The organism is Nocardia implantans, assembly GCF_035544775.1.
Lineage (GTDB): Bacteria > Actinomycetota > Actinomycetes > Mycobacteriales > Mycobacteriaceae > Nocardia > Nocardia implantans.
This window is the reverse complement of sequence record NZ_JAYKYQ010000005.1, coordinates 429,227-444,680: the sequence shown is the minus strand read 5'-3', so window position 1 is coordinate 444,680 and position 15,454 is coordinate 429,227. Positions and strand designations below refer to the sequence as shown.

At 70.2% G+C, this 15,454-nt stretch carries 15 protein-coding genes; 11 read left to right on the top strand and 4 right to left on the bottom strand.

All coding sequences use genetic code 11. The annotated features are described in order from the left end of the window. Positions 1–286 precede the first annotated feature (286 nt). On the top strand, positions 287–1,543 hold the full coding sequence (locus tag U3653_RS15295) for an amidohydrolase family protein (protein WP_195079950.1): 1,257 nt from the start codon (positions 287–289) through the stop codon (positions 1,541–1,543). Between the two features lie 10 nt (positions 1,544–1,553). Then, positions 1,554–1,847: a DUF4286 family protein gene (locus U3653_RS15290; RefSeq protein ID WP_195079951.1), complete on the top strand. Its 294-nt coding sequence runs from the start codon at positions 1,554–1,556 to the stop codon at positions 1,845–1,847. Positions 1,848–1,914: 67 nt separating this feature from the next. On the opposite strand, the gene U3653_RS15285 is transcribed toward U3653_RS15290, so the two are convergent. The 4 genes from U3653_RS15285 to U3653_RS15270 all read right to left on the bottom strand — a co-directional run bounded on the left by U3653_RS15285 (position 1,915) and on the right by U3653_RS15270 (position 7,015). Further along, positions 1,915–3,072, bottom strand: coding sequence for a thiolase C-terminal domain-containing protein (locus U3653_RS15285; RefSeq protein WP_195079952.1), 1,158 nt, complete (start codon positions 3,070–3,072; stop codon positions 1,915–1,917). Beyond that, complete coding sequence (locus tag U3653_RS15280) at positions 3,069–4,244, bottom strand: OB-fold domain-containing protein (RefSeq protein WP_195079953.1); 1,176 nt, start codon at positions 4,242–4,244, stop codon at positions 3,069–3,071. Before U3653_RS15280 ends, U3653_RS15285 begins: the two co-directional genes overlap by 4 nt. A 19-nt stretch (positions 4,245–4,263) precedes the next feature. Further along, on the bottom strand, positions 4,264–5,472 hold the full coding sequence (locus tag U3653_RS15275; RefSeq protein ID WP_195079954.1) for a CaiB/BaiF CoA transferase family protein: 1,209 nt from the start codon (positions 5,470–5,472) through the stop codon (positions 4,264–4,266). Between the two features lie 76 nt (positions 5,473–5,548). Then, positions 5,549–7,015, bottom strand: a complete 1,467-nt coding sequence (locus tag U3653_RS15270; protein ID WP_195079955.1) for an aldehyde dehydrogenase family protein — start codon at positions 7,013–7,015, stop codon at positions 5,549–5,551. A gap of 298 nt (positions 7,016–7,313) precedes the next feature. Here U3653_RS15270 and U3653_RS15265 point away from each other — a divergent pair, with 298 nt between their 5' ends. The 9 genes from U3653_RS15265 to U3653_RS15225 all read left to right on the top strand — a co-directional run bounded on the left by U3653_RS15265 (position 7,314) and on the right by U3653_RS15225 (position 15,422). Beyond that, positions 7,314–8,021 (top strand): SDR family NAD(P)-dependent oxidoreductase, encoded by a 708-nt coding sequence (locus tag U3653_RS15265; RefSeq protein WP_195079956.1) that lies wholly within the window; start codon positions 7,314–7,316, stop codon positions 8,019–8,021. Between the two features lie 52 nt (positions 8,022–8,073). Beyond that, a complete protein-coding gene (locus U3653_RS15260) occupies positions 8,074–8,934 on the top strand; it encodes a mycofactocin-coupled SDR family oxidoreductase (protein ID WP_195079957.1) in 861 nt (286 codons plus the stop codon). A 14-nt stretch (positions 8,935–8,948) separates the two neighbouring features. Further along, positions 8,949–9,143 carry a ferredoxin gene (locus U3653_RS15255; RefSeq protein ID WP_195079958.1) on the top strand — a complete coding sequence of 65 codons (195 nt, stop codon included), beginning with the start codon at positions 8,949–8,951 and terminating at the stop codon, positions 9,141–9,143. A 9-nt stretch (positions 9,144–9,152) separates the two neighbouring features. Then, a complete protein-coding gene (locus U3653_RS15250) occupies positions 9,153–10,511 on the top strand; it encodes a cytochrome P450 (RefSeq protein WP_195079959.1) in 1,359 nt (452 codons plus the stop codon). Between the two features lie 70 nt (positions 10,512–10,581). Then, positions 10,582–12,270, top strand: a complete 1,689-nt coding sequence (locus tag U3653_RS15245) for a thiolase C-terminal domain-containing protein (RefSeq protein ID WP_195079960.1) — start codon at positions 10,582–10,584, stop codon at positions 12,268–12,270. A 24-nt stretch (positions 12,271–12,294) separates the two neighbouring features. After that, positions 12,295–13,251 (top strand): alpha/beta hydrolase, encoded by a 957-nt coding sequence (locus tag U3653_RS15240; protein ID WP_195079961.1) that lies wholly within the window; start codon positions 12,295–12,297, stop codon positions 13,249–13,251. A 4-nt stretch (positions 13,252–13,255) separates the two neighbouring features. Continuing rightward, a complete protein-coding gene (locus tag U3653_RS15235) occupies positions 13,256–13,789 on the top strand; it encodes a DoxX family protein (protein ID WP_195079962.1) in 534 nt (177 codons plus the stop codon). Then, positions 13,789–14,607, top strand: a complete 819-nt coding sequence (locus U3653_RS15230) for an NAD(P)-dependent oxidoreductase (protein WP_195079963.1) — start codon at positions 13,789–13,791, stop codon at positions 14,605–14,607. Before U3653_RS15235 ends, U3653_RS15230 begins: the two co-directional genes overlap by 1 nt. 11 nt (positions 14,608–14,618) lie before the next feature. Beyond that, positions 14,619–15,422 carry an NAD(P)-dependent oxidoreductase gene (locus U3653_RS15225; protein WP_195079964.1) on the top strand — a complete coding sequence of 268 codons (804 nt, stop codon included), beginning with the start codon at positions 14,619–14,621 and terminating at the stop codon, positions 15,420–15,422. The last annotated feature ends 32 nt before the right edge of the window (positions 15,423–15,454 follow it).

Sequence of the window (15,454 nt, the reverse complement as noted above, 5' to 3'; positions counted from 1 at the left end):
CCGGTCCAACGGGACCGTAGGCCCCTCGCCGATTCCACGGATCCGCTGCTTCGACTGGGGTTTCGGCATGCCCCCGCAGCCGCAGCGAGCACCGCAGCGCCCGGCTGCGCCGAGGCGGTGAGACGGCCGACCACACCGCCCATCGCGGACGCGGCAGTATCGACCCCTGCCCCGCCCCGGTGTATCGTCTAATGCAGCGACGAGAGTGACATTCTCTTCTAAGAAGATTCATCGTCTCGATTGCTGGTAGGAACCCCGGCGCAGCGCAGGAACAGCGAGGAGCGACGTGAACATCGACGACATGATCCTGGTGAGCATCGACGACCATGTGGTCGAGCCGCTCGACATGTTCGACGGCCACGTTCCGAAGAAATGGGCCGATCTCGCCCCGAAGGTCGTCGTCGACGAGAACGGCGTCGATCGGTGGGTGTACCGGGACCGGCCCACCGGCGTCGCTGGTCTCAACGCCGTCGTCACCTGGCCCGCCGAGGAATGGGGCAGGGACCCGGCCGGATACGCCGAGATGCGGCCCGCCGTCTACGACGTGCACGACCGCGTCCGCGACATGGACGCCAACGGCGTGCTCGCCTCCATGTGCTTCCCGACGTTCACCGGCTTCAGCGCGGGCCACCTCAGCCGCGGCGGCCAGGACGAGATCACCGTCGCGATGATCTCGGCGTACAACGACTGGCACATCGAGGACTGGGCGGGCGCCTATCCGGGCCGGTTCATCCCGATCGGGATCCTGCCGATGTGGGATCCGGCGCTGGCGGTCGCCGAGATCGAGCGGCTGGCCGAAAAGGGCTGCCATTCGGTCACCATGCCGGAGTTGCCGCACATCGACGGCCTGCCCAGCTACCACGATCTCGATTACTGGGCGCCGGTGTTCCAGGCCCTCTCGGACCACGAGACGGTGATGAACCTGCACATCGGCCAAGGCTTCGGCGTGCTGCGCCTGGCACAGGACGCCCCCATCGACAACCTGATGGTGCTGGCGCCGAGCATCTCGCTGATCGCAGCCCAGGATCTGTTGTGGGGTCCGGCGTTGCGCACCTACCCGAAGCTGAAGGTCGCGCTGTCCGAAGGCGGCGTCGGCTGGATTCCGTTCTTCCTGGACCGCTCCGACCGGCACTACACCAACCAGCGCTGGCTGCGCCGCGACTTCGGCGGCAAGCTGCCCAGCGAGGTGTTCCGCGAGCACGTGCTCGCCTGCTACGTCACCGACAAGACCGCGCTGAAGTTCCGCCACGAGATCGGCATCGACAACATCGCGTGGGAGTGCGACTACCCGCACTCGGACTCGATCTGGCCCGACGCCCCCGAGTTCGTGCTGGGCGAGCTACAGGCCGCCGGCGCCGACGACACGGACATCCACAAGATCACCTGGCAGAACGCCACCCGCCACTTCGACTGGGATCCGTTCGCGCACATCCCGAAGGAACAGGCGACCGTAGGGGCGCTGCGCGCGAAAGCGACCGACGTCGATACTTCGACCAGGTCGCGCAAGGAGTACGCCGCCGCCTACGCCGCCCGCGCGAGCTGAGGCCCGCGTCGTGCGCCTGCTGGTCTTCTCCACGCCGCGAGAGGGAATGGACGCCGAATACAACGAGTGGTACACCGGGACGCACATCCCCGAGATGCTCGCCGTCCCCGGCGTGCTGTCGTGTACCCGCCACCGATTGGTCCGTGGCGGCGACGGTGAGGCGCGCTACCTCGCCGTCCACGACATCGACGACGCGCACACCGTGCTGAGAGAACTCGGTGAGCGAGCGGCCGACGGACGCATGGCGGTCACCGCGGCCGCCGATCCGGCCCGGACCAGGATCACCGTCTGGGAACAGATCTGAACGGCGACAGCCCCGGCGCCGACGGTTGCAGACCGTCAGGCGCCGGGGCTGTCCGCTGCGACGCGCCTCAGCGCGGCCCTTCCAGAATCGTCACCGCCGACACCGCGGTCGGCCCGCCGAGGTTGTGCGCCACACCGATTCGCGCACCGTCCACCTGGTTCACCGCGGTACCGCGCAGCTGCTCGAACAGCTCCACGCACTGCGCGACGCCGGTGGCGCCGGGCGGATGCCCCTTCGTCTTCAGCCCGCCGCTCGGATTGACCGGCAGCACACCGCCGACGGCCGTTGCGCCCGCTTCCACCAGCTTGTGCGCCTCGAAGCGCTCGGCGAAACCGAGGTCCTCGTAACTGATCAGCTCGATGCCGGTGAAGAAGTCGTGCACCTCGGCGACGTCGACGTCGGCCGGGCCGAGACCGGCCATCGCGTACGCCGCGCGCGCCGCCCGCACCGTCGCCGGAAACGTCGTCATGTCCCGCTTGTGCTGGTGCATCACCGAGTCCAGGCCGAGACCGACGCCGCGGATCCACACCGGGCTGTCGGTGTATCGGCTCACCACGTCCTCGGCGGCGAGCACCAAGGCCGCGGCGCCGTCGCTCTGCGGGACGCAGTCGTACACACCGAACGGGTCGGCCACGATCGGCGCGGCCAGCGCCTGCTCCACGGTGATCTCGAAGCGCAGGCGCGCCTTGGGGTTGCGCGCGCCGTGCCGATGGTTCTTCACCGCGACCATCGCCAGGTGTTCCCGCGTCGCCGAGGACTCGTAGAGGTAGCGGTTGACATGCAACGCGAAACCGGCGGGGGCGAACAGGCCGAGCTGATAATCCCAGGCGTTGTCCCTGGTCAGCGACTCCCACTCGCGAAGAAGGTCCTTCTGCGCCGTCTCGCGCAGTTTGTCCGCGCCGATCACGAGCGCGACGTCGACGGCCCCGGAGGCGATGGCGAACAGCGCGTTGCGGACCGCGTCGTTGCCGGTGGCGCAGGAGTTGTCGATGTGGGTGACGGGCAGGTCCGGCAGATCCAGCGCGTCGGCCAGCACACCGGCCGGGAATCCGCCGGTGGCGCCGACCGCGCCGAACCACGCGGCTCGCAGGTCGGTCGTGCGCAGTCCTTTGTCGACCGAGGCCGCGCATTCGGCGAACGCCATGAGCAGCAGGTCTTGGATGCCGAGGGCGAAGTGCTCGGCGAAGGGCGTCATTCCCGCGCCGACGATGGCCACGTTCCTCATGCCGCCTCCGGTTCCGGTTCGAACGCGTATCCGTAGTCCGGCACGCCGGAGCGCACCGCCACCCGGCGCAGGACCATGCGCCCGCGGTCGCCGATGGACACCGTGCCCGGGTCGGCGCCGGTGACCTTGGCCAGCGCACGGACGCCGACGTCGTCGAGTTCCACGATCACCAGCGAGTACGGGCTCTTCAGGCCCGGCACGGGAATGCGGACGGTCGTCTCCGCGTAGACGCTGCCGGTCCTCGGCAGCGGCACCAAGGTGTAGCCGGTGCTGAGCGTGCCGTCCCGGCCCACCCGGTAGCGGGGCGGGAAGTCCAGCTCCGCGCCGTCGCCGTGCCTGCCCGCTTCCCAGCGGACCTTGGCCTCGAACGCGCGCTCGTAGGCCGCCAGTGAGATCGGCAGGTCCGCGCCGGGCAGCGAAACGACCTCGGGCACCGCCCGCGCGGGCGGTTCGGTACGCCGCACCCGAACCGCGCCGGGCACGACCATGATCCCGGACAGATTGGCCTGTTCCACGCCGACCAGCAGTCCCGCCGCCGCCCAGTCGGCCATCGCCGCGAGCGCGAACAGCCCGGCGCTCGCGCCCAGCGTCGGCAGCCGCGGCGGGCTGCCGAGGCACAGCGCCGCCGCCTGCTTGTGCTCGACGCCCGCCACCGCGACCGGGGTGTCCAGCCACGCCGCCGACAGCGAGGCGACCAGCCCCCGTTCGTGCAGCAAGCGGGGATCGCCGTAGTCGTGCACCGCGCCGAGAGCGTTGCGGGTGCGCACCGGCAGGCTGCGGGTGACCCGCGCCGCGGTGCGCACCTGCAGGCCGTCGCGGTCGGACACCCAGGCCGCCGCCGCGCCCGCCGGTTCCAGGTCGGCGCCGATGACCAGGGTGCGCGGGCGCGCCGAGCTCAGCGCGTCCAGCGCGGCAGGGGCGCCGCCGAGCCGTTCGATGACCTCCAACTCGGGGTCGAGTCCGAGACCGGCCAGCAACACCGCGGCATTGCTGCTCTCCACCAGCGGCAGATCACGGCTGACCAGCACCACGCGTTCCACCGGTTCGCCGGCGACGGCGCAGCGGCCCGCCTCCACCGCCAAGGTGACGGCGTCTTCGTCGTCGCCGGGAACCCGGCTGCGCTGGCTACCCCAGCAGGGCAGATACGTGCCCAGCGATGCGATGTAGGGCATCGGTCCCTCTCTTCGGCGGCTAAGCGACCGCGCCCGCGGTCTTCAGCGCGATGATGCGATCCCAATCCAGGCCGAGTTCGAGCAGGATCTCCTCGGTCTGGGCGGCGAATCCGGGACCAGGCCGCAGTTCCGGTGCACCGACGTCGAACTGAACCGGACTGGAGACCAGCTCCAATTCGCCTGCGGGAAGCAGGTATTCGTTCGCCCTGATCTGCGCGTCCTGGGTCACCTGCCAGGAGTCCTGCACCGGAGCCCACGGCCCGGCCAGGGTGGCGAAGCGCTCGCTCCATTCGGCCAAGGTGCGTCCCTTGATCACCTCGCGCAGGATCCGCACCGCCTCGGCGGTGTGCGCGGCGATCTGCGCGGCGTCGGCGAAGCGCGGGTCCTCGGCCAGTTCCGGGCGGTCGATGTGGCGGCAGACGTCGGCCCAGAATTTGGCCGGCTGCAGCATCACGAACGACAGATAGCGGTCGTCGGCGGTCGCGTAGAGCCCCGAAAGCGGATTGGTCGGCGCGCCGTGGGCGCCGGGCACCGGCGCCACCAGCGGTCTGGCCTGGCTGGCCGACAGCGCGACGGTGTGGCCCATAGCCCACAATCCGCTACCCAGCAGTGAGACGTCGACCACCGAAGTCTCCCCCGTCCGTTCGCGTTTCAGCAGCGCGGCGGCGATGCCTCCGGCGAGATTGGTCCCGGAGATGGTGTCGCCGAACGCCGGGCCGGGCGGCTGGATCATGCCCTCGGTGCCGGGCGGGGTGATGGTGGCCGCGATGCCGCCGCGGCACCAGAACGCCGTCATGTCGTAACCGCCCCGATCGGATTCGACGCCGCGCGGTCCCAGCGCGCTGCCGCGGGCGTAGACGATGTCCGGGTTCACCGCGCGGATGTCGTCCACATCGATGCCGAACTTCGTCCGCGCCTGCGGCAGGAAACTGGTCAGGAACACGTCCGCGCGGCGGGCCAGGTCGTAGATCACCTCGCGGCCCTCGGCCACGGACATGTCGACGCCGATGCTGCGCTTGCCCCGATTGGCGTGTTCCACATTGGGATTCGGGTCGCCTTCGACCTCGAACACCCCCACCTGCCGCAGCCCGCGCTGCGGATCGCCGGTGACGGCGTGCTCGACCTTGACGACGTCGGCGCCCCAATCGGCGAGCACGGCGCCGGCCGAAGGCACGAATCCGTACATCGCGACCTCGAGCACCCGGATGCCCTCCAGCGGCTTGCTCACGGCCGCACCTCCCGCTCGCTCGACGTCCTCCGGCCCGATCGCGCGGCCCGTCCTCGGTCGGCTGGTCCGCACTCGATCACGCGACCACCTCCGCCAGGGTCTTGCGCTCCAGGAACTCCTCCAGGCCGACGCGGCCCATCTCTCGGCCGATGCCCGACTGCTTGTAGCCGCCGAATGGCGCGTCGGGGTGGAAGTAGTTGCCGCCGTTGATGCTCAGCGTGCCGGTGCGCACGCGCCGCGCCACCGCTTTCGCCCGCTCCGAGTCGGCGCTGAACACCGCACCGGACAGGCCGTAGATGGAGTTGTTCGCGATGCGCACGGCGTCGTCCTCGTCGGTGTAGGGAATGAGCGCCAGCACCGGCCCGAACACCTCCTCCTGCGCGATCTCGCTGTCCGGGTCGACGTTCGCCAGCAGGGTGGGCTTGTAGAAGTAACCCGGCCCCACCTTCTCGCCGCCGGTGACGAGCGTGGCGCCCGCCTCGACCGCCCGCCGCACCAAACCGTGCACCTTGTCGCGCTGGCGCTCGCTGATCAGCGGCCCCATATAGGTTTGCGGGTCGCCCGGATCGCCCCACTTGACGTGGGCGAAATTCCCCGCGATCAGTTCGGCCACCTTGTCGTGGTCCTGTCGCGGCACGAGCACGCGGGTGGTCAGCGCGCAGCCCTGCCCGGCGTGGGTGACCACGCTGAACGCCGCGAACACGGCGGCTTTGGTGTAGTCGGCGTCATCGAGCAGGATCATCGCCGACTTGCCGCCCAGCTCCAGGAAGACCCGCTTCAGCGTGCCGCTGGCGGCGGCCATGATCTGGCGGCCCACCGGCGTGGACCCGGTGAAGGTGACCACGTCGACGTCCGGGTGGGTGCTCATCCGCTTGCCCACCTCGACATCGGAGGAGGCCAGCACGTTCACGACCCCCGGAGGGATGTCGGTGTGCCGGGCGACGATCTCTCCCAGCGCCAAAGTGGCCAGCGGGGTGTCCGGAGCGCCCTTGAGCACCACGGTGCACCCGGCGGCGAGCGAGGGCGCCAGCTTGGCCAGCGCCAACTGGTGCGGGTAGTTGTAGGCGGCGATGGCGGCCACCACACCCGCGGCCTCCAACTCCACCCAGCGCCGGTGCCGCTGACCGCGGATCTCGACCACGCCGAGGTCTTCGCTCCACGCGTAGTCCGCCAGCAGTCCGGCGTAGTAGCGCACGATGTCGAACGGCGCCTCGAGCTGGTTGCCATGGGTGAGCGTGCGTGTGGCGCCGACCTCGGCGATGGTCAGCTCGCGCAGCTCCTCCACGTTGGCACGCAGCGCCTGGTAGAGCTGGTTCAGACAGTGCGCCCGGAACTGGTGGTTCGTCGCCCAGTCGGTGGTGTCGAAGGCCCGCCGCGCCGCCGCGACCGCCGTATCCACCTCGGCCACACCGGCTTCGGGCGCGTAGCCGTACACCGCACCGGTGGCGGGATCGAGCGATACGAGCGTGCGCCCGGTCTCGACCAGCTGCCCGTCGATCAGCAGCCGCCGCGCCACCGCTCTCGCTTGTTCCTGCGTTGACATCCTGTCTCCTCGCCGGATATGGAAATACGATTCTCTATAACGGAGAATTTAACACTCGCATTGACGGAGCGCGGCGACAATCGCCAACCCGGCACGGCGCCGGGCATCATCGCGGGCGCCACCGACCCGGTCCGACGACACCCCAGCGCGACTCTTGCGCATCCCATGGTTGCGAGAGTACTGTTCTCACATTCGGAAGGGAGATTCTTGTGGTTCACACAACAGGCATCCCGGGCGCGATGGAGCCGTCCGAGTACCGGTCGCAGGCCGCCCCGGATTCCGGAGAGGGGTCGCGCGCGTGAAGACGGCAGTGGTCACCGGAGGTGCGTCCGGAATCGGGCTGGGGATCGCACGGCGGTTGCGCAGCGATGGGTTCCATGTCGCGTCCCTGGATCTCAACCCACCCGCCGACGACGACTTCGCCTACCGGGCCGACGTCACCGAACCGGAGCAGATCACCGAGGCGCTCACCGCCGTCCGCGCCAAGCTCGGCCCGGTCACCGTGCTGGTGAACGCCGCGGGGGTCGACGGATTCAAGCGTTTCCAGAACATCTCCTTCGCCGAGTGGCAGCGGGTGATCGACGTCAACCTCAACGGTGTCTTCCACTGTGTCCAGGCGGTGCTGCCGGACATGCTGGCGGCGGGCTGGGGGCGCATCGTCAACATCTCCTCCTCGAGCACGCATTCGGGCCAGCCGTTCATGACGCACTACGTCTCGGCCAAGTCGGCGGTCAACGGCCTGACCAAAGCGCTGGCGCTGGAACTGGGCCCGTCGGGCATCACCGTGAACGCGGTGCCCCCCGGGTTCATCGACACCCCGATGCTGCGCAAGAACGAGGAGGCACGCCGGCTCGGCGGCAGCGTCGAGGACCACATCCAGCGGACGCCGGTCCGCCGGGTCGGCACACCCGAGGACATCGCCGCCGCCTGCGCGTTCCTCATCTCCGAGGAAGCCGGATACATCACCGGCCAGATCATCGGCGTCAACGGCGGACGCAACACCTGAGACCCGCTGTGCCGCTGAGCAGTACGACAGAGCAAGAGTGAAAGGAAGGCCCGTGGGACGCGTAGAGGGCAAGGTCGCCTTCGTCACCGGAGCCGCTCGTGGCCAAGGCCGCAGCCATGCGGTACGGCTGGCGGAAGAAGGTTCCGACATCATCGCGGTGGACATCTGCCACGACATCGACACGATCGGCTATCCGCTGTCGCGCCGGGAAGACCTGGACGAAACCGCGCGACTGGTCGAGAAGACCGGTCGCCGCATCGTCGCCGAACAGGCCGACGTGCGTGAGGCCGGACAGGTGCGCGCCGCACTCGACCGCGGCCTCGCGGAATTCGGGCGGCTGGACATCGTCATCGCCCAGGCCGGGATCGCGGGCATGAAGGGCACGCCGCAGTGGCAGGCCTGGTCGGATGTCATCGACACCAATCTCGTCGGCGTCATCAACACCATCCAGGCCGCGCTGCCGCATCTGCGCGCGGGCGCCTCGATCATCGCCACCGGCTCGGTGGCCGCTCTGATGGACGTCTCCAAGGTGGACCAGCCCGGCAAGGACCCCGGCGGCATCGCCTACGTGGTCGCCAAACGCGGCCTCGCGCAGTATGTGCACGCGCTCGCCCTGCACATCGCGCCGCAGAACATCCGCGCCAACGTCATCCACCCCACCAACTGCAACACGCCGATGCTGCAGAGCGAACCGATGTACCGATCCTTCCGCCCGGACCTGGAACATCCCACCCGCGCGGACGCCGAGCCCGCCTTCCATGTGCAGCAGGCCATGCCGATCCCCTACGTCGAGCCGCAGGACATCAGCGACGCGGTGCTGTTCCTGGCCTCCGACGAGGCGCGCTACATCACCGGAACGCAGTTGCGCGTCGACGCGGGCGGCTACCTGAAGTGGTACGACTACCACGTCTGAGAGGAAGAGACACCGTGAAGGTCCGAGTCGATCAGCAGCGCTGCCAAGGGCACACGCTGTGCGCGATGATCGCCCCGCAATCGTTCGAACTCAGCGAGATCGACGGCCATTCCTCCCCGGTCGGCGAATCCGTTCCCGCCGACCAGCAGGATCAGGTCCGCGAGGCCGTGCACTCCTGCCCGGAACGCGCGATCTCGATCGCCGAGTGAGGCCGCCGCATGACCGTGGACAACGGCGCCGACGCCGAGCGCAAGCAACCGCGATTCCATTTCGACCGCTACGCACCGGAGTACCGGGAGAACTTCCAAGCGATCACCGCGACGATGCAGAGCGAGTGCCCGCTCGCTTGGACCGACACCTACGACGGTCACTGGGTGGCCGCGGGCAACAAGGAGGTGTTCGAACTCGCGCGCTGCCCGCACCTGTCGAATGATCACGATCCACAGGGAGTCCGCAAGGGGTACCGCGGCATCTCCATTCCCCCGGCTCCGCGCGCCCGCGGCATCCGTGGCGGCATCCTGGAGATGGACGAGCCCGAGCACCGGGAACTGCGTTCGGCGCTCAACCCGTACCTGTCCCCCGCCGCCGTCGAACGCTGGATTCCGTTCGTGGACGAGGTGGTGCGCGCGGCCATCGACGAGAAGATCGACAGCGGCCGCATCGACTTCGTCGACGACCTGGCGAACGTCGTGCCGGCCGTGCTGACGCTCGGCATGCTCGGTATCCCGTTGCGCAAGTGGACCATCTACAACGAACCGGTGCACGCCGCGGTGTACACGCCGCCGGACTCGCCGGACTACCCGCGCGTCGCGGAGATGCACCGCACCATGGGCCTGGACCTGCTGACCAATCTCGCCGAGATCAGGGACAACCCCCGCCCCGGGCTCATCCACGCGGTCGCTGCGGCGCGGGTCAGCGGGGAGCCGCTGCCGGACCTGGAGATCCTGGGCATGCTCAGCCTGCTCATCGGCGGCGGGTTCGACACCACCACCGCGCTCACCGCCCATGCGCTCGAATGGCTGTCCCAGCATCCCGACGAGCGCGAAACCCTGAGCCGGGAACGGGATCTGCTGCTCGACTCGGCCACCGAGGAGTTCCTGCGCTACTACACCCCCGCTCCGGGCGACGCGCGCACCATCGCGCAGGACTGCGAGGTGGCGGGGGCCTCCTTCAAAGAGGGCGACCGGGTCTGGCTGTCGTGGGCGATGGCCAACCGGGACCCGGCGGTGTTCGAGGATCCGGAAACGCTGATCCTGGACCGGAAAGGCAACCGGCACTACAGCTTCGGGCTAGGCATCCACCGCTGCATCGGCTCCAACGTCGCCCGCACGGTGTTCAAGCGAATGCTGATGGCGGTGCTGGACCGGATGCCGGACTTCCGGTGCATCCCGGAGGAGACCGCGCACTACGACACGATCGCGGTCATCCAGGGCATGCGCCACCTGCCCGCCGAGTTCACCCCCGGTCCCCGGCTCGGCGCGGGTCTCGACGAGACCTTGGCGAAGCTGCAGCGGGTCTGCGACGATCAGCGGCTCGCCGAGCCGGTGACCGTGCGCAGAGGCGCGGCGCAGATCTGAGAACACCTCAGCCGCGTGTGGCCGCCGCAAGGCCGCACGCGGCTACCGGCTGCGACGACAAGGAGGCGCTGTGGCAGACGCGAAGCAGACCCCGGCGACGACGGCCGAGCCGTCGGGACGGCCGCTGCCGCTGCTGGGCCTGGACACCGAGTTCTTCTGGACCTCCGGCGCCGACGGCAAGCTGCGCGTCCAGCAGTGCCGGTCCTGCGCGGCGCTCATCCACCCGCCGCAGCCGGTGTGCAGGTACTGCCGCGGCCACGACCTGGGGATTCGGGAGGTCTCCGGCGCGGCCATCTTGGCGAGCTTCACGGTGAACCATCGCTTCGCCGTGCCCGGCCTGCCGCCGCCGTACGTGGTGGCGCAGGTGGCGCTGGTGGAAGATCCGCGGGTCCGCTTGACCACCAACATCGTCGAGGCCGATCCGGGCGATCTGGTGCTCGGCATGCGGGTGGAGGTGACCTTCCAGCAGGATGCCGACGTCTGGCTGCCGCTGTTCCGGCCCGCCGCCGAGCAACCCCGTCCCGCCCCGCTGCCGGTGGACGACATCGAGCCGCACCGGTTCGCCGAGCACGTGCGGCCGATGCTGCGGCAGGACAAGTTCGAGGACAAGGTTGCGCTCACCGGGATCGGGATGTCCCGGATCGGGCGCAGGCTCATGGTGCCACCGCTGGAGCTGACGATCGAGGCGTGCGAGCGCGCGGTCGCCGACGCGGGCCTGACTCTCGACGACATCGACGGTCTTTCCTCCTACCCGGGCGGCGGCAATCTCGGCGGCTTCGGCGAAGGCGGGGTGACCGCGCTGGAAGCGGCGCTGGGCTTGCGCCCCAGCTGGCACAACGGCGGTATCGAGACCTTCGGGCCGGGCGGTTCGGTGGTCGCGGCGATGACCGCGGTGGCCGCCGGACTGGCCCGGCACGTGCTGTGCTTCCGCACCGTGTGGGAGTCGACCTTCAACGAACTGGTGAAGGCGGGCCGCATCCCGCCGTCCGGCGGCCGCACCACGAGCTGGATGACGCCGTTCGGCGCGATCTCCGCCGCCCACACCCTGGCGCAGAACGCTCAGCGGCACTTCCATCGCTACGGCACCACGCGCGAGACGCTGGGCTGGATCGCGCTCAACCAGCGCGCCAACGCCGAACTCGAGCCGACCGCGGTCTACCGCGACCCGATGACCATGGACGACTACCTGTCGGCCCGGCCGATCACCACCCCGTTCGGGCTCTACGACTGCGACGTGCCCTGCGACGGCGCGGTGGCGGTGATCGTCTCGGCGATCGAGGCCGCCCGCGATCTGACCGTCCCGCCGGTGCTGGTGGAGGCGGTCGGCACGCAGATCGTCGAACGCGTCGAGTGGGACCAGAGCACGCTCACCCACGAACCGCAGGTGCTCGGCCCGGCCGCGCACCTGTGGACGCGCACCACCCTGCGGCCGCGGGACGTGGACGTCGCCGAGCTGTACGACGGGTTCACCTTCAACTGTCTGTCCTGGATCGAGGCGCTCGGTTTCTGCGGCATCGGCGAGGCCAAGGACTTCCTCGACGGCGGCAAGAGCATCGCCCGCGACGGCACGATCCCGGTCAACACGCACGGCGGCCAGCTCTCTCACGGCCGCACGCACGGCATGGGCCTGTTGCGCGAGGCCGTGGTGCAGCTGCGCGGCGCGGGCGGGGATCGGCAGGTCACCGGCGCACGGGTCGCGGTCGTCTCCAGCGGCGGGCTCACCCCCGGCGGGGCGATGCTGCTGCGCTCCGATTCCTGACGGCGCGACATCGACGGGCATGCGATGACACTCACCGAATCCGATCTCACCCCGCTGGCGGACGCGGCGCCGCCACGGGTGGTGGCCGATGTCGACGGCATCCCGGTGTCGGGACTGCTGGCCGAGGCGCCCGCGCCCCGCGCGGTGCTCGTCGCCCTGCACGGCGGCGCCACCACCTCCGCGTACTTCGATTGCCCAGGGCATCCTGAACTCTCGCTGCTCCGGATCGCGCAGCGCCTGGGTTACACCGTCCTGGCGCTGGACCGGCCAGGTTATGGCGCTTCCGGGCCGTTCGGCGACCAGCTCACGGCGCCGCGGCGGCGCGTCGATCTCATGTACGGCGCGGTCGAGGCCCACCTCGCGGGCCGTCCGCGCGGCGCGGGCGTCTTCCTGCTGGCGCACTCGGCGGGATGTGAACTCGCGATGCGCATGGCCGGTGACGACCGCGGCGGTGAACTGCTCGGCGTGGAGCTGGCCGGCACCGGCCGGATTCACCATCCCGAAGCGCAGGAAGTGCTGTGGGGTCCGCGTCCGGAGGGCACCCGGCCCGCTCTCGGCGGACTGCTGTGGCGACCGTCGCGGTTGTATCCACCCGAACTCGTGGGTGGTGCGGCGATCGCGGTACCGGGTCCGCGGGTGGAGGCCGCCGTCGTCACCGACTGGGCCGGCGAGGAATTCCCGCGCATGGCCGCTCGCGTGCGGATTCCGGTGCGGTTCACCGCGGGCGATCACGAATCGGTGTGGCGCAACGACATCGAGGAGCTGACGGCCATCGGCGCGCTGTTCCGGTCGGCGCCGCGGGTGGTGCTGAACCTGCAACCCAACACCGGGCACAACGCCAGCCTGGGCTACACCGCGGCGGCGTACCACCTGCAGGTCCTCGCCTTCGCAGAAGAGTGCGTCGTCGCGGCCGCCACCGGTGAGTTCAGCGGTCCGGCAATCCAAGTGGACGGCGGCGCACACGCGCGGCCAGGAAGGTGAGGCCATGGAGGTCACCGATGTCGCGCTGTTGCTGTTGCGCCTGGTCGTGGGGGTCACCATGATCGCGCACGGCGTCAATCATTGGCTCGGCGGCGGCAAGATCGCCGGGACGGCGCGGTGGTTCAGCGGGCTGGGGCTGCGCAACGGAGTGCTGCAGGCCTGGCTGAGCGTGGTCACCGAGATCGGTGCGGGGGCATTGCTGGTGCTCGGCCTGCTCACCCCCTTCGCCGCCGCGGCGGTCGTCTCGGTCATGCTGGTCGCCGGATTGCTTGCGCACCGCGCGAACGGCTTCTTCGTCTTCGATGAGGGCTACGAATACGTGCTCGTGCTGGCCGTGGTCGCGCTCGCGCTGGGCCTGCTCGGGCCGGGGTGGCTGTCGCTGGATCATGCCGCGGGCATCGCGATCACCGGTTGGGCCGGTGGCGGCATCGTGCTCGGCCTGGCCGTGGCCGCTACGGCCGGACTGCTGGCAGTCTTCTATCGGCCCGCCCCGGCCCCGGGCGCCACGCCGGAACCGACCGACGAGGAGGTGCACTGATGCGCGTCGGGTTCATCGGGTTGGGCAGTCAGGGCGCGCCGATGGCGCGCCGCATCGTCGAGGGCGGCTACCCGACCACTCTGTGGGCGCGGCGGCCCGCCTCGCTCGAGCCGTTCGCCGACACCGCGGCCGCGACGGCCGGATCACCCGCCGAGCTGGCCGCGCGCAGCGACCTGGTGTGCCTGTGCGTGGTCGGTGACGCCGACGTGCGCGAGGTCGTGACCGGGGACCGTGGCGTATTGGCCGGTCTCGCAGTGGGTTCGATCATCGCCGTGCACTCCACCGTGCATCCGGACACCTGCCGGGAGCTGGCGGAACTCGCCGCGGCGCGACAGGTCACGGTGATCGACGCTCCGGTCAGCGGAGGTGGCCCCGCCGCCGCCGCGGGCAGGCTGCTGGTGATGGCCGGCGGCGACACCGAGGCCGTCGAACGCAGCCGCCCGGTGTTCGCGACCTACGCGGATCCGATCGTCCATCTCGGCGGCGTCGGCTCAGGACAGGCCGCCAAACTGCTGAACAACCTGTTGTTCACCGCGAATATCGCCACGGCGGCAGGGACTCTCGCCCTCGGCCAGGGTCTCGGCATCAGCCCGGACCGCCTGGGCGAAGTGATCACCCACGGCACCGCGAACAGTTTCGCGCTGGGGCGGATCGTCTCCGCGGGCGGCACTGTGGACCGGCTGGCCGAGCACGCCGGTGATCTGCTCCGCAAAGACGTCGGCTTGGTGGCGAGATTGGCCGAGGCGGCCGGGATCGCTCCCGGGGTCGTGCTCGGCGCGGCCGACGCGACGCTCGCCTTGATGAATCGGCAGCGCTGAAAGGACCGGGCTTGCGCATCGGATTCGTGGGCGCGGGGCGGATGGGCCGCCCGATGATCCAGCGCTTGGTGCGGGCGGGTCACACCGTCCGCGCGGTGGGGCGCTCGGCGGCGGCGCGGGCGGCGATCGCCGAGACCGGAGCGCGAGCCGTCGAAACCGTCACCGCGGCCGCCCATGACGCGGAAGCCGTCGTGGTCTGCGTGCTCACCGATGACCAGGTGCGCGAAGTGTGCCTCGGCGGCCCGCTGCTGCGCGCCGTGCGCCGCGGGGCCGTGCTGATCGTGCACACCACCGGGAGTCCCGCGACGGTGGCCGCTATCGCGGCGGCGTCCCCTGATGTCGGGGTGGTGGACGCGCCGGTGAGCGGCGGACCGCACGACATCGCCGCGGGCCGGCTCACCGTCCTCCTCGGCGGCGCCGACGAGGCGGCCGAGCGCGCACAAGTCGTCTTACGGGCATATGCCGATCCCGTCCTGCACGTAGGGCCACTCGGCGCGGGCCAGCGGGTGAAACTCGTCAACAACGCCCTGTTCGCCGCGCAGATCGGATTGGTCGCCGACGCGGTGCGGCTGGGAAACCAACTCGGAGTGGACGAGGCCACCTTGCTGGCGGCCCTGCCGCACGCCAGCAGCAGCGGTCGCGCCGTCACCAGCGTGGCCGGGAAGGGAGCGGTCGAGGTCTTCCGCGCTTCGGTGAGCGAATTCCTCCGCAAGGACGTGACGGTGGCCCGCGCGCTGGTCGCCGAACTGGGCGCTGATCTGGGGATCCTGGACGCCGCCATCGATGCGGGCATTCATCCGGCCGAGCGGAGTTGACCGTCCGATACGCGGCGCGTAAAGCCCGTCCA